General features: G+C 65.4%; 14 protein-coding genes. 11 read left to right on the top strand and 3 right to left on the bottom strand.

From position 1 onward, the window contains the following. Positions 1 to 41 precede the first annotated feature (41 nt). Positions 42 to 965, bottom strand: coding sequence for a LysR family transcriptional regulator (locus tag MTX21_RS10730; RefSeq protein WP_280964771.1), 924 nt, complete (start codon positions 963 to 965; stop codon positions 42 to 44). Between the two features lie 108 nt (positions 966 to 1073). Here MTX21_RS10730 and MTX21_RS10735 point away from each other — a divergent pair, with 108 nt between their 5' ends. The 11 genes from MTX21_RS10735 to MTX21_RS10785 all read left to right on the top strand — a co-directional run bounded on the left by MTX21_RS10735 (position 1074) and on the right by MTX21_RS10785 (position 11948). Beyond that, positions 1074 to 1397: a Dabb family protein gene (locus tag MTX21_RS10735; protein ID WP_280964772.1), complete on the top strand. Its 324-nt coding sequence runs from the start codon at positions 1074 to 1076 to the stop codon at positions 1395 to 1397. Beyond that, on the top strand, positions 1394 to 2473 hold the full coding sequence (locus tag MTX21_RS10740; protein ID WP_280964773.1) for a maleylacetate reductase: 1080 nt from the start codon (positions 1394 to 1396) through the stop codon (positions 2471 to 2473). Before MTX21_RS10735 ends, MTX21_RS10740 begins: the two co-directional genes overlap by 4 nt. Positions 2474 to 2477: 4 nt before the next feature. Further along, positions 2478 to 3851, top strand: coding sequence for an amidohydrolase family protein (locus MTX21_RS10745; protein ID WP_280964774.1), 1374 nt, complete (start codon positions 2478 to 2480; stop codon positions 3849 to 3851). A gap of 21 nt (positions 3852 to 3872) precedes the next feature. Next, positions 3873 to 4775 carry an NAD(P)-dependent oxidoreductase gene (locus tag MTX21_RS10750; RefSeq protein ID WP_280964775.1) on the top strand — a complete coding sequence of 301 codons (903 nt, stop codon included), beginning with the start codon at positions 3873 to 3875 and terminating at the stop codon, positions 4773 to 4775. A gap of 15 nt (positions 4776 to 4790) precedes the next feature. Then, positions 4791 to 5678: an intradiol ring-cleavage dioxygenase gene (locus MTX21_RS10755; protein ID WP_280964776.1), complete on the top strand. Its 888-nt coding sequence runs from the start codon at positions 4791 to 4793 to the stop codon at positions 5676 to 5678. Between the two features lie 61 nt (positions 5679 to 5739). Beyond that, positions 5740 to 7134 (top strand): FAD-linked oxidase C-terminal domain-containing protein, encoded by a 1395-nt coding sequence (locus tag MTX21_RS10760; RefSeq protein WP_280964777.1) that lies wholly within the window; start codon positions 5740 to 5742, stop codon positions 7132 to 7134. Further along, complete coding sequence (locus tag MTX21_RS10765; RefSeq protein ID WP_280964778.1) at positions 7131 to 8657, top strand: sugar ABC transporter ATP-binding protein; 1527 nt, start codon at positions 7131 to 7133, stop codon at positions 8655 to 8657. Before MTX21_RS10760 ends, MTX21_RS10765 begins: the two co-directional genes overlap by 4 nt. Next, positions 8650 to 9600, top strand: coding sequence for an ABC transporter permease (locus MTX21_RS10770; protein ID WP_280964779.1), 951 nt, complete (start codon positions 8650 to 8652; stop codon positions 9598 to 9600). Before MTX21_RS10765 ends, MTX21_RS10770 begins: the two co-directional genes overlap by 8 nt. After that, on the top strand, positions 9597 to 10574 hold the full coding sequence (locus MTX21_RS10775; protein WP_280964780.1) for an ABC transporter permease: 978 nt from the start codon (positions 9597 to 9599) through the stop codon (positions 10572 to 10574). The genes MTX21_RS10770 and MTX21_RS10775 overlap by 4 nt, the downstream gene beginning before the upstream one ends. Positions 10575 to 10616: 42 nt before the next feature. Beyond that, complete coding sequence (locus MTX21_RS10780; RefSeq protein WP_280964781.1) at positions 10617 to 11594, top strand: sugar ABC transporter substrate-binding protein; 978 nt, start codon at positions 10617 to 10619, stop codon at positions 11592 to 11594. 66 nt (positions 11595 to 11660) lie between these two features. Further along, positions 11661 to 11948: a YciI family protein gene (locus MTX21_RS10785; RefSeq protein ID WP_280964782.1), complete on the top strand. Its 288-nt coding sequence runs from the start codon at positions 11661 to 11663 to the stop codon at positions 11946 to 11948. Here the strand turns inward: MTX21_RS10785 and MTX21_RS10790 are convergent. Then, the gene (locus tag MTX21_RS10790) at positions 11920 to 12930 is read right to left on the bottom strand and encodes a dipeptide ABC transporter ATP-binding protein (protein ID WP_280964783.1); all 1011 of its coding nucleotides are present in this window, start codon (positions 12928 to 12930) and stop codon (positions 11920 to 11922) included. The two genes, MTX21_RS10785 and MTX21_RS10790, sit on opposite strands and share 29 nt — an antisense overlap. Beyond that, positions 12927 to 13916, bottom strand: a complete 990-nt coding sequence (locus MTX21_RS10795) for an ABC transporter ATP-binding protein (protein ID WP_280964784.1) — start codon at positions 13914 to 13916, stop codon at positions 12927 to 12929. The genes MTX21_RS10790 and MTX21_RS10795 overlap by 4 nt, the downstream gene beginning before the upstream one ends. Between the last annotated feature and the right edge of the window lie 3 nt (positions 13917 to 13919).

Genomic DNA, 13919 nt, shown 5'->3' on the forward strand with positions numbered 1-13919 from the left:
TGCCTTCTTGGAAGCAGTCTGAATTCGAGAATGTATCTTGCTCACTTCGTTGCATCCATCCAGATCCCCGGCTCCGAATGCTCGCGGATGTAAGTCACCAGGAAGTCTGAAAAGACCCTGATCTTGGCCGGCAGCCCGGCGCGGTTCTGATACGCGATGTTCATGGTGAGCAGAGGCAGCTCCCAATCCATCAGCACCGGGACGAGACGGCCCGCCGCGATGTCGCTCTGAACGATGTAGAGCGGCTGGATGAGGATGCCGAGCCCTGCCAGTGCCGCGCCGCGGATGACCTGGCCGTCATTGCTGTCGAGCGTCGGCGTGATGCGGATGGTCTGCGCTCCATTGCCTTTGCGCAGGCGCAGGGAATAGGGATCGTTGGCAAGGTTGTAGACCAGCATGTTGTGACGCGCGAGGTCGGCCGGCTGTTCCGGCCGGCCGCAGCTTGCGAGATAAGACGGCGCGGCCGCCAGCACACGGCGCATCTGCCCGATACGGCGCACGACGATGTTCGAATCCGGTTCCTGCTCGCGCGTCCGGATCGCCACGTCGATGCCCGCCTCGATGAAATCCGGGTATCGGTTCGCGGTGGTGATCTGCAGGTTGAGCTTCGGGTAGCGCGCGCGAAACGCCGGCAGCATCGGCGCCAGATAGATCACCGCAAAGGAGAGCGAGCTGGTGACGCGCAGCATGCCCTGAGGCGACAAGGCGCGATCGCTGACGATGTCCTCGGCTTCGGCCAATTCGTTCAGAACCGGACCGCAACGTTCGAGCAGCTCCTGCCCCGCTTCCGTCAACCACAATCGGCGGGTGTTGCGCTCGATCAGCCGGACTGCAAGGCGCTCCTCCAGCGCACCTAGATAGCGGCTGGCAGCCGCATTCGACATCCGCAGCGCCTCGGCGGCTTTGGAGAGGCTGCCGAGCTCAGCCGTCTTGGAGAACACTTCAAGCTGCAGCAAGCGGTCCATTTTTTCACATATCGAAAAAGAGACTTACAATTATTGGCCTTTATTTCCGTGTTCTGCAAGGCAAAATGCCGCGCAAACAAGCAGAGCGGCAGGCGAGGAATCAGGAAAATGTCGGGCCCGATCAGGCACATCGTGATGTGGCGGCTGCGCGGGGAAACCCCCGAGGAGCGCTCCGCCGCCCGGCTCAAGGTCAAGACCTTGTTCGAAGGCCTCAAGGGCCGGATCGACGGCCTCACCCACATCGAGGTCGGCGTCGACGTCAGCGCCGTCGATTACGCCTGCGACGTCGTGCTGTTCTCGGAGTTTGCCAATCAGGCCGCGCTTGCCGCGTACGCCAACCATCCGGAACATCTGCGCGTGCGCGAGGCGCTCGGCGACTTGCGAACCGGTCGCTTCCAGGTCGATTATCCCATCAAAGAGACCGGCACATGATCGGTTCGTTCACCTTTGAAAACCTCCCCTGCCGTGTCGTGTTCGGCACCGGGACGCTCGCCGCGGCCAAAGCCGAGGTCGAGCGACTCGGCGGCAAGCGCGCGTTGGTGCTGACGACGCCGCAGCAGGAGACGCAGGGCAAAAGCCTCGGCGCGGCGCTTGGCCCACTCTATGCCGGCATCTTTCCCGGCGCGACCATGCATACGCCGGTCGACGTCACGGAGCAGGCGCTTGCCGCCATGAAGGCGTGCGATGCCGACTGCGTCGTGTCGCTCGGCGGTGGATCGACCACCGGCCTTGGCAAGGCGCTGGCCCTGCGCACCGGCGTCAACCAGCTCTGCATTCCCACCACTTACGCCGGATCGGAGATGACGCCGATCGTCGGTCAGACCGAGAACGGCCTGAAGACCACGGTGCGCGATGCTGCGGTGCTGCCTGAAACCGTGATCTACGACGTCGATCTCACCTTGACGCTGCCGGTGAGCCTCACTGCGACCTCCGGCATCAACGCGATCGCGCATGCGGTGGAAGCGCTTTACGCGCGCGACGCCAATCCCGTCACCTCGCTGATGGCGGAGGAAGGCATCCGCGCACTCGCGCGCGCCCTGCCCGCGATAGCCGCCAAGAGCGACGACCGCGAGGCGCGCACCGAGGCGCTCTATGGCGCCTGGCTGTGCGGCGTCTGCCTCGGCACGGTCGGTATGGCGCTACATCACAAGCTCTGCCATACCCTCGGCGGCACCTTCGATTTGCCGCACGCCGAGACGCACACCATCGTGCTGCCGCATGCGCTGGCCTACAACGCACCCGCCGTGCCCGATGCGATGGCGCGCATCTCGCGCGCGATCGGCGCCGCCGATGCTTCGCGTGGACTCTACGATCTGGCGAAGCGGCTGAATGCAAAGCTTGCGCTGCGCGATGTCGGCATGCCCGAGGGCGGCATCGACAAGGCGGCTGATCTCGCGGTCACTAACGCCTACTGGAATCCGCGCCCGCTCGAGCGCAATGCCATCCGCGACCTGATCGCGCGTGCCTGGGCCGGCGATCCGCCGAGCGCAACCAAAACGGCGGCTTGATTCGATGCGACGCACGCTGATCAAATCCGCCGTCGTCATCAGCATGGATGACAGGATTGGCGATCTTCGCACCGGCGACGTGCTGGTCGAGCGAAATCGCATCGTTGACGTCCGTCCATCGATCGATCTCGGCAGCGGCACGGCCGACACCGAGATCGTGGACGGTACGGGGCGCATCGTCATCCCCGGCCTTATCAACGCGCATATGCACACCTGGCAGACGGCGCTGCGCGGCTACGCAGCGAACTGGACCCTGCTCGAATATTTCCGCCGCATGCATGCCGGCCTCGCAACCGTGTTCCGGCCCGAGGACATCTACATCGCGACGCTGGTCGGCGCGCTGAACCAGATCAATTGCGGCACCACCACGCTGGTCGACTGGTGTCACAACAATCCGACGCCCAACCACACTGACGCCGCCGTGCGCGGCCTGATCGAGAGTGGCATCCGCGCCGCCTTCTTCCACGGCTCACCGAAGCCCGAGCCGAAGCCTGGCGAGCCGCATTTCTCTGAGATTCCGCATCCACGCCGCGAGGTCGAGCGGTTGCTGGCAGGCCCCCTCGCCGACCGCGACGGTCTCGTTACGGTTGGACTCGCCATTCTCGGCCCGCACTATTCGACGCTCGATGTCGCCATGCATGACTTCCGCCTCGCGCGGGAACTCAACCTGATCGCATCGATGCACCAGGGCGGCGGTCCGGCCAAGACGCCCGGCGGCTGGGAGAAGCTGATCGAGGCGCGCCTGGTCGGCCCCGGCATCAACATCGTCCATGGCAACGACCTGCCTGACGATCTCCTCGATCGCCTGGTCGGTCTCGGCGTGTCGTTCTCGGTGACGCCGGAGAACGAGATGATCCAGGGCCACGGCTTTCCGATCACCGGACGGCTCTTCAAGCGCGGAGTGCGCCCGACGATCGGCATCGATCTCGAATCCGTGCTGGCTGGCGATCTCTTCTCGGCCGCGCGCGTCGCGCTCTCGATGCAGCGGGCGCTCGACAACGCTGAGACACGCAGGGCCAACGGCACGATTCCGGCGACCACCACGATTCCGGCGCGCGAGGCGCTGCACTGGATCACGACGGAAGGCGCGCGCATGCTCGGCCGCGAGGACCAGATCGGCTCGCTGACACCGGGCAAACTCGCCGACCTCGTCATCATCAATGCGTCCGATCTCAATCTCTTCCCGGTGCACGATCCCGTTTCCACCGTCGTGATGCAGACGAGCCTCGCCAATATCGAGGCCGTCATGATCGGCGGCACCTGGAAGAAACGGAACGGTCGGCTGCTGGTTGAGGGGCTGGAGACGAAGAAAGCGCTGCTCGCGCAATCCGGCCAGCGGCTGGTGCAGGACATCGAACGACAGGGACGCGCCGCCTAGCGGCGCCAACGGACAACAACAATGACAGACGCTTCGAAGAATGTCGCCTTTATCGGGATCGGCAAGATGGGCCTGCCGATGTCGGTGCTCGTCGCCAAGGCCGGCTACGCCGTGACCGCCTTCGATCAGAGCGCCGCGCGGCTCAACGAGGCGCGCACGCAAGGCATTTCGACAGCCGCTTCGCCCACTGATGCGGTGAACGGCAGGGCTGCGGTCGTCACGTCCCTGCCCGATGACGCGGCGTTGCGCGCCGTGATGCTCGGCCCCACCGGACTCATCGGCGCGATGGCCCCTGGCGCCGTGCTGATCGAGACCAGCACCGTAAGCGCCGAGGCGTCCGCCGAGGTCGATGCGGCCGCGCAGGCGCGCGGCGTCATCTACCTGCGCGCGCCGGTCTCCGGCAATGCCAGCATCGTTCACACCGGCGCGCTGACCTGCTTCGTCTCGGGCCCCAAGGACGCCTTCGAGCGCACAAAACCGCTGTTCGCCGCCTTCACCCGCGCCCAGACCTATCTCGGGCCCGGCGAAGAGGCGCGCTACGCCAAGCTCGCCGTCAATCTGATGATTGCAGTCTCCGCAGCCATGATGGCCGAGAGCCTGGCGCTGGCACGCAAGGGCGGCATCGCCTGGCAGGACATATTGAAAGTGCTCGACGACAGCGCGGTCGCCTCGCCGATGGTGAAGTACAAGACCGCACCGCTCCGGACCCGCGATTTCGAGTCCACCTTCTCCTGCAAGCAGATGGCGAAGGATCTCGATCTGATCTTAGGGGCCGGCCACGCCGTCGGCGTGCCGCTGCAGCTCGCGGCCCAGGTGCGCGAGACCTACGGTTCGCTGGTCGCGCAAGGCGACGGCGAGACCGACTTTATCGCAACCGTCAAGCATCTCGAGCGGCTGTCCGGCCTCGGCGAGCCCAAACTCTGATCCACGGAGGCACATATGCGTAACTTCAACGAGAACACGATCACGGACGCAGTGCTGGAGCGGATCAAGGACGCGACGGATCCGCGGATCAAAGAGGTCAGCGAGGCGCTGGTGCGCCATCTTCATGCCTTCGTGCGCGAGGTGCGCCCGACCCAGAAGGAATGGGAATACGGCATCGATTTCCTGACCCGCACGGGTCACATGTGCGATGACAAGCGCCAGGAGTTCATTCTGCTGTCGGACACGCTCGGCGTCTCCATGCTGGTCGACGCGATCAACCATCCGATGCCGGAAGGTGCGACCGAGACCACGGTGCTGGGGCCGTTCTTCGTGCAGGCCGCGCCGGAGAAGGACAGCGGCGCGGATATCTCGGGCCCGATGGAGGGCGACCCGATGCTGGTCACCGGCTCGGTCTCGACCGTCGATGGACGGCCACTTGCGGGCGCCATTGTCGACGTCTGGCATTCCGACGATGACGGCTATTACGACGTGCAGCAGCTCGACGACATCGGCGGCGATCTCGCCATGCGCGCACGCTTCCACACCGACGCCAACGGCCGCTTCCATTTCTGGTCGATCAAGCCCGCCGCCTATCCTGTTCCGCATGACGGCCCGGTCGGCGAGATGCTCGAGGCGCAGGGTCGCCATCCCTGGCGCCCCGCGCACGTGCATTTCATGATCTCCGCACCGGGCTTCGAGCAGCTCGTGACCCACGTATTCGTTGCCGGCGACCAGTATCTCGACAGTGACGTGGTGTTCGGCGTCAAGGACAGCCTGATCCGCGAGTTCGTCCGCCACCCGCCCGGCCGTGCGCCGGATGGTCGCATGGTGGATAGCGCGTATTTTCATCTCAACTATGATTTCGGCTTGAAGCAGGTTGCGAGCAACGTGCAAGCCGCCTAAGCCGGACGGTAGCGGAACGGACCGACAAGAGTCCGGCATCGGGGGCAGAGAGGGAGCAAGGATGGGACCGCGGGTCAGCACAGCAGCATTGGCCGATCGCCTCACAGGCATGATTGGCCCGCGCGCGAGCGTTGCGCGCGGCGTGCTCGATCAGCATGGGCAGAGCGAATCCCACTATCGCAACCTGCCGCCGGACATCGTGGTGTTCCCGGAGACGACGCAGGAGGTCGCCGAGATCGTCAAGCTGTGTGGCAGCGCGAGTATGCCGATCATACCCTTTGGCGCCGGCACCTCGCTTGAGGGTAACGCGGCGTCGGTCGCGGGCGGCGTCTGCTTCGACTTCGCGCGCATGAACAAGGTGCTGGCGGTGCATGAGAGCGACATGGACGTCGTCGTGCAGCCCGGCATCACGCGAAAGCAGCTCAACGCGGCGCTGCGCGGCACGGGCCTGTTCTTCCCGATCGATCCCGGCGCCGACGCCTCGATCGGCGGCATGACATCGACCCGCGCTTCGGGCACCATGGCCGTGCGCTACGGCACCATGAAGGACAATGTCATGGCGCTGGAGGTGGTGCTGGCCGACGGGCGCGTGATCCGCACCTCACAGCGCGCGCGCAAAACCGCTGCCGGCTACGATCTGACGCGGATGTTCGTCGGCGCGGAAGGCACACTCGGGATCATCACCGAGATCACACTCAAGCTCCATCCCGTGCCGCAGGCGATCTCGGCGGCGGTCTGCAGCTTCGATACCCTGCACGATGCCGTCGACACGGCGATCTCCGTGATCCAGTCCGCCATTCCCGTGGCGCGCATCGAGCTGCTCGACGATGTCATGATGCGGGGCATCAATGCCTATGCAAAGCTCGGCTATCGCGAGGCCCCGACCCTGTTCTTCGAATTCCATGGTTCCGAGACCTCCGTCGCCGAGCAAGCCGAGGCCGCGCAGGCCATCGCCGCCGACCATGGCGGTCATGGCTTCGCCTGGGCCAAGGCCCCGGAAGACCGCAGCCGGCTCTGGCATGCCCGTGACAACACGCTCTATGCCGGCCTCGGCTTGCGGCCCGGCGCACGCGCCGTGATCACGGATGTCTGCGTGCCGATCTCGCGGCTCGCCGAATGCCTGACCGAGACGCGAAGGGACGCAGACGAGCACGGCTTTACGGCCCCGATCGTCGGCCACGTCGGCGACGGCAATTTCCACATGCTGATCCTGATCGATCCGGCAAGATTGGATGAGGCCGAAGCCGCCAAGGCGCTGCAGGCCCGCATGGTCGGCCGCGCCATTGCCATGGACGGCACCTGCACCGGCGAGCACGGCATCGGGCTCGGCAAGATCGACTATCTCGCCGACGAGCTCGGCGAAGCCGTCGATGTGATGCGATCGATCAAGCGGGCACTCGATCCGAACGGCCTGATGAACCCCGGAAAGATCTTTGCAGGCGGAGCCCAGGCATGAGCACGGCGATCTTGCCCACTGAGGCCCCCTCGCCCGCGCCGCTGCTGGAGCTGCGCGGCATCAGCAAGGAATTTCCCGGCGTCAAGGCGCTGGACGACGTGTCCTTCGCCGTTTTCCCCGGCGAGGTCCACATGCTGCTCGGCGAGAACGGCGCCGGCAAGTCAAGCCTGATGAAGGTGCTGTGCGGCGCCTATCGCGCCGATGCCGGCGAGTTCTTCTACAAGGGTGAAAAGGTCGCGATCAGCTCGGCCGCCGACGCGCAGAAGCTCGGCATTGCCGTGATCTTCCAGGAATTCTCGCTCGTCCCCCATCTCGATATCGCGCAAAACATCTTCCTCGGCCGCGAGCCGAAGGGGCGCATTCCCGGCACGATCGACCGCCGCAGGATCCTGGCCGACGCCAGGCGCGTGCTCGACACGATCGGCTTCGACATTGATCCCGCCATCACCGTCGACAAGCTTGGCGTGGCGCAGCAGCAGATGGTCGAGATTGCGAAAGCGATCAGCCAGAACGCCCGCATCCTGGTGATGGACGAGCCAACCGCGGCGCTGTCCGACCGCGAGACCGAACTCTTGTTCGCGCTGATCGCGCGGCTGAAGGCCGATGGCGTTTCCATCGTCTACATCTCCCACCGCATGGCCGAAGTATTCGCGCTTGGCGACCGCATCACCGTGCTGCGCGACGGTCGTCGCATCGACGGCGTCCGCCCCGCCGACGTCACCCCGGACCAGCTCGTCCGCATGATGGTCGGCCGCAACGTCGACATGACCTATCCGCGCAATTTTGCCGACAAGGCTGGCGAGGTGCTGCTCAGGGTCAAGGATCTGGCGGCGCCGACCGGCATTTCCGACATCAACATCGAGGTGCGCCAGGGCGAGATCGTCGGCCTGTGTGGCCTTGTCGGCTCGGGTCGCAGCGAGGTCGCGCGCGCCATCTTCGGCGCGGATCCCGTGACCTCCGGCGAGATCATCTTCGACGGCAAGGCGATCTCCGGAGAGCCCGACATCGCGGCCCGCCGCGGCATCGCGCTGATCCCGGAGAGCCGCAAGAGCGAGGGGCTCGCGCTGCTCCGCTCCGTCAGCGACAATCTCGTCGTCTCGGCGTTGCGAAAGCTGTTCCCGAGCGGCCTGTTCGACCAGCGCAATGCATTGCGCACATCCGACAGCCTGATCCGACAGCTCCGTATCGCGACGCCGAGCGCGCGTCAGACCGCCGGCCTGCTCTCCGGCGGCAATCAGCAGAAAGTCGTGATCGGCAAGTGGCTGGCGGCCGGCGCAAAGCTCTTCATCTTCGACGAGCCGACGCGGGGCATCGACATCGGCGCCAAATCCGAGATCTTCGCCCTGATCGACCGTCTGGTCGCCGAAGGCGCGGCGGCGCTGATGATCTCGTCCGAGCAGGTCGAGATCTGCCATGTCTGCGACCGCGCCTATGTGATGCGCGAGGGCCGTATCGCCGGGCATCTGACGCGCAATGAGCTGACGGAGGAAAACATCGTGCGACTGGGGATGCATCATGCGTGAGGCCGCGGTCGCATCACAACCAAATCCGCTGCAACGCATTCCCGGCGTCGCCATCGTGCTGGTGCTTCTGATCGCGCTGTTCGGCGTGCTCGCGCCGGGCTTCCTGTCGGTCGCCAACCTCTCCAACGTGCTGGTGCAGTCGACGATCCTGACCATGCTCGCGCTGCCGATGACGCTGATCATCATGACGGAAGGCCTGGATCTGTCGATGGGCGCGGTGTTGACGCTGACCTCGCTCTGCGTTGCGATCGTGTCGCTCGCGACCAAGTCGATGCTGCTGGGCCTGGGCGCGGGCCTGCTGGTCGGCGCGGCCTTCGGCACCGTCAACGGCTGGCTGGTTGCGATCCTCCGCATTCCGCCTTTCGTCGCGACACTCGGCACGCTCGGCATGGCACAGGGCCTGTCGCTGATCGTCAGCGACGGCCAGAGCGTGGTCGGCATCCCCCACAGCGTACGGGACATCTATTCCGCAACGCTTCTGGGCGTTCCTGTGCCGATCGTGATGGCGCTCGTCACCTATGCAGCGTTTCACGTCCTGCTCTATCATACCCGCTTCGGCACCTACATCTTCGCCCTCGGCGGCAATCGCGAGGCACTGCGCTATGCCGGCCTCTCCGCGAACCGGCTCCTGATCGCGGTCTATGCGATCGGCGGCGCCATGGCCGGCATCGCCGGCCTTTTGATGACCGCGCGCATGAATTCCGGGCATCCGACCGCGGGTCTCGGCCTCGAATTCGACGCCATCGCAGCCGTGGCGGTCGGCGGCACCTCGTTCGAGCGTGGCAATGGCTGGCTGCTCGGCACCGTGCTCGGCGTGATCGCGGTGGGCGTGCTGCGCAACGGGTTGAACCTGATCTCGCTGCCGTCCTCGGTGCAGGTCGCGAGCGTCGGCGTCCTCGTCATCGTCGCACTGTTCCTCGATGGCCTTCGGAGCCGGTCATGACCGACATCACCAAAGAGACCATCGCACCGCCCCGCTCGTTCCTGTCGCAGGACGCGATCCAGCTCTGCTATCGCCTGCTCGCCGCGTTCCTGATCTGCGCTGTGCTTGCGGTGCTCAGCGATTCCTTCCTGAGCCTCGGCAACATCCTCAACGTGCTGCGACAGGCGAGCCTGACCTTCTTCATCGCGTCAGGCCTGACGCTGGTGGTGCTGACCGCGGGCCTCGATCTCTCCGTCGGTGCCAATGTCGCGCTGTCCGCCTGCCTCGCCGGCACGGTGATCCACCAGACCGGCTCGCCCGTGCTCGGCATCCTCACCGCGCTGGTCGTCGGCGGCGTCGTCGGCTTGCTCAACGGCATCATGGTCACCGCGCTGCGCATCCCCTCCTTCATCGCCACCTATGGCATGCTGTGGGTGCTGAACGGCCTCACCTACTGGTACATGGCCGGCGACACCATCCACGGCTTCCCCGCCGGCTTCCGTCAGATCGGCAGCGGCTATCTCTTCGGCCTGCCGATCCCGGTTTATTTGCTCCTGATCTTCCTTTCGATCGGGACACTGTTCGCGCAGCGGACGATCTGGGGCCAGGAGATTTATGCGATCGGCGCCAATCCAGTCGCGGCACGGCTCTCCGGCATTCCGGTCGCCCGGCGCCTGCTCCTCGTCTATGCCGTGTCCGGCACCATGGCGGGCCTAGCCTCTATCATCTTCCTGTCGCGGCTCAATTCGGCCGAGGCCGATATCGGCGAGAGCCTGACGCTGCCCGCGATCGCGGCCGTGCTGATCGGCGGCACATCGCTGTTCGGCGGCCTCGGCACCGTGTTCGGCACCTTCGTCGGCGCGCTGATCCTGACGCTGGTGTTGAACGGCATGAACCTCTTGTCGGTCAGCGCCAACTGGCAGCCGCTCGTCACCGGCATCATCGTCATTCTCGCCGTCTGGCTGGACATGAAGACCCGGCGCCGCGGGCAATGAGTTCCTGATATCCAACAAGCCAAAATGAGGGATGGAGACGACATGAGACACCGGAAACTGGGCTACCTGGCACTGCCGCTTCTGATGGTCGCCGCGTTGACCACGCAGGCCCGCGCCGACGGCGAGACCATCGCCGTCTTCACCAAGAACCAGACCAATCCCTATTTCCAGACCGTGCGGGTCGGCGCCGACGTTGCGGCCAAGACGATGAACGCCAAGACGCTGCACTACATCCCGACCAAGCCCGACTCGATCCCCGAGCAGCTCAGCCAGATCGAGGACGTCGTGGTGAAGAAGCCGAGCTCGATCGTCTTCATCCCCGTCGACTACAAGGCCATGGTGCCGGGGGTCGAGAAGATCAACGAGGCCAAGATCCCGGTGGTCAACATCACCGACCGCTCCGCCGGCGGCAAGTTCGTCTCCTTCATCGGCGCCGACGATTACAGCCTCGGCCTCGAGACCGCGCGCTATCTCCTCAAGACGCTCGGCGGCAAGGGCAACATCGTCATCATCGAGGGCGTCAAGGGCTCGCTGACCAACGTCGACCGTATCAGAGGCTTCAACGACGCCATCAAGGAGAATCCGGGTGCCAAGCTGCTGGCCTCGCAGCCGGGCAACTACCAGCGGCTCCAGGCGCTCCAGGTGATGGAGAATTTGATGCAGTCCAACTCGCAGATCGACGGCGTTCTCGCCGCCAACGACGCCATGGCGGTCGGCGCGATCGAGGCCCTCGACGGCGCGAACCGCAAGGCGCAGGTGATCGGCATCAACGGCACCAAGGAGGCGATCGACGCCATCAAGTCGGGCAAGCTGCTCGCCAGCGGCGACTATAACGGCTTTGCGCAGGGTTGCCTCGGCACCATGATGGCGATCCGCTCCCTGCGCGACCAGCCGGTCATCAACGAGATCGTGCTGAAGCCGACCGTCATCACCAAGGACAATTACAAGCCGTTCGATGTTCCGCTGGAGCAGCGGAGCTGCCCGACCTTCGAGGAGGCCGGCAAGCTCGGCAGCAAATAGACTCCGCACATCATCGCAAGCCTGGACGGCCGCTCTCTGCGGCCGTCCATCAAGACTGGAGTTACAATGCTGTTCGCAATTCACGCGCTCGACCGCGCCGGCGCGCTGCCGATCCGGCTTTCCAACTACGACGCCCACAAGGCCTTCCTGAGCGACACCTCGCGCTTTGGCGTCAAGATCGTGATGTCGGGCCCCCTTGTCTCGGACGACGGCCAGACCATGATCGGCAGCCTGTTCCTGATCGAAGCTCCCGGCCGCGCCGAGGTCGAAGCCTTCAACCGCGCCGATCCTTTCGCCGCCGCAGGCATCTGGGAAAAGGTCACGATCACCGGCTTCCTGCGCCGCCAGGGTTGAGTCCCTGCGGCGGCTCCTCAAGATGACACGCCACCCATTGATTGCTTCCGGTGGCGCGGAGCTGCGGTTCTTCGGTCCGGCAGCGATCGAAAGCAAACGGACAGCGGGTGTGGAAGCGGCATCCGCTCGGCGGGCGGATCGGGCTGGGCACGTCGCCGCGCAGGATGATCGGGCTGCGCGCAGCGCCCGGCTCGGGCACCGGCACCGCCGACAGCAGCGCCTGGGTGTAAGGATGTCTCGGCGCGGCGAAGATCTCCTGCTTCGGCGCCAGCTCGACGATCTTGCCGAGATACATCACCGCGACGCGATGGGTCATGTGCTCGACGATCGCCAGATCATGGCTGATGAAGAGCAGCGCGAGGCCGAACTCGCGCTGGAGGTCCTGTAGCAGGTTGACGATCTGCGCCTTCACGGAGACATCAAGCGCGGAGACCGCCTCGTCGCAGACGATCAGCTCGGGGTCGGCCGCGAGCGCCCGCGCGATCCCGATGCGCTGACGCTGGCCGCCCGAAAACTCGTGCGGCCTGCGGTTCAGCGCCTCGCGCGGCAGCCGCACGGTGTCCATCAGCGACGCCACGCGTGCCTCGAGGTCGGTTGCCGACTTCGCAAGACCAAAATTGCGGATTGGCTCGGCCAGGATGTCGCGCACGCGCATCCGCGGATTGAGGCTCGAGAACGGATCCTGGAACACGACCTGCACGCGGCGGCGCATCTGGCGGAGGGCGCGCGGTGAGGCGTCATCGATGCGCTGGCCGTCGAGGATCACCTGGCCGGCCGTGACGTCGATGAGACGCAGGATGGCGCGGCCGACCGTCGACTTGCCGCAGCCGGATTCGCCCACGAGCGACAGCGTCTCGCCGCGCTCGATCTCGAAGGACACCCCGTCCACCGCGTAGACCCGCTCGGACCTGCGGCCGAACAAGCCGGCGCGCACCGGAAAATGCTTCTTGAGGTCATTGACCTGGAGCAGCGGAGGACTCATGCCGCGGCGGCTCCTTTGGCGGCGTAGTGACAGGCGGCGATATGTCGAGGGCCCTTCTCTTCGAGGCCCGGCGCATATTGGCGACAAAGATCGGTCACCAGCGGACAACGTCCGGCAAAGACACAGCCGGTGATCGGCTTGCGCAGATCCGGCACTTGGCCGGGAATCTCGGCCAGCCGTTTCGAGGCACCGGAGAGCGAGGAGCCGAGCCTCGGCACCGCGCCGAGCAGGCCTTGCGTGTAGGGATGGCGCGGCGCGCGAAACAGCTCGGCCACCGGCGCCTCCTCGACCTTGCGGCCGGCATACATGACCATGACACGCTCGGCGATCTCGGCGACGACGCCGAGATCGTGGGTGATCAGGATGATCGCCGCACCGACCCGGCTCTTGAGATCCAGCATCAGTTTAAGGATCTGCGCCTGGATCGTCACATCGAGCGCGGTGGTCGGCTCGTCCGCGATCAAAAGCTTTGGATTGCATGCGAGCGCGATCGCGATCATCACACGCTGGCGCATGCCGCCGGAGAGCTGATGCGGATATTCGCGCACGCGCCGCTTCGGCTCGGGGATGCCGACCAGCGTGAGCATCTCGATTGCGCGCGCTTCGGCCTTCTGCTTGTCGAGGCCCTGATGCATCATCAGCGTTTCGCGGATCTGCCGGCCGACAGTCAGAACCGGATTGAGGCTCGTCATCGGCTCCTGGAAGATCATCGAGACGTCGTTGCCGCGAATGGCGCGCATCTCCCGATCGGAAAGCTGCAGCAGGTCTCTGCCCGCGAAGCGGATGGTGCCCGCGATCCGGCCCGGCGGCTCCGGGATCAGCCGCATCAGCGACATCGAGGTGACCGACTTGCCGCAGCCGGACTCGCCGACGATCGCCAGCGTTTCGCCTTCGTTGACGTGGAACGACACGCCTTCGACCGCGCGGTTGATGCCGCCGGGTGTGCGGAAGTGGGTTTGCAGATTCTCGACTTCGAGCAAGGCCATCGC

Source organism: Bradyrhizobium sp. ISRA430, from assembly GCF_029909975.1.
In the GTDB taxonomy this organism is placed as follows: Bacteria; Pseudomonadota; Alphaproteobacteria; order Rhizobiales; family Xanthobacteraceae; genus Bradyrhizobium.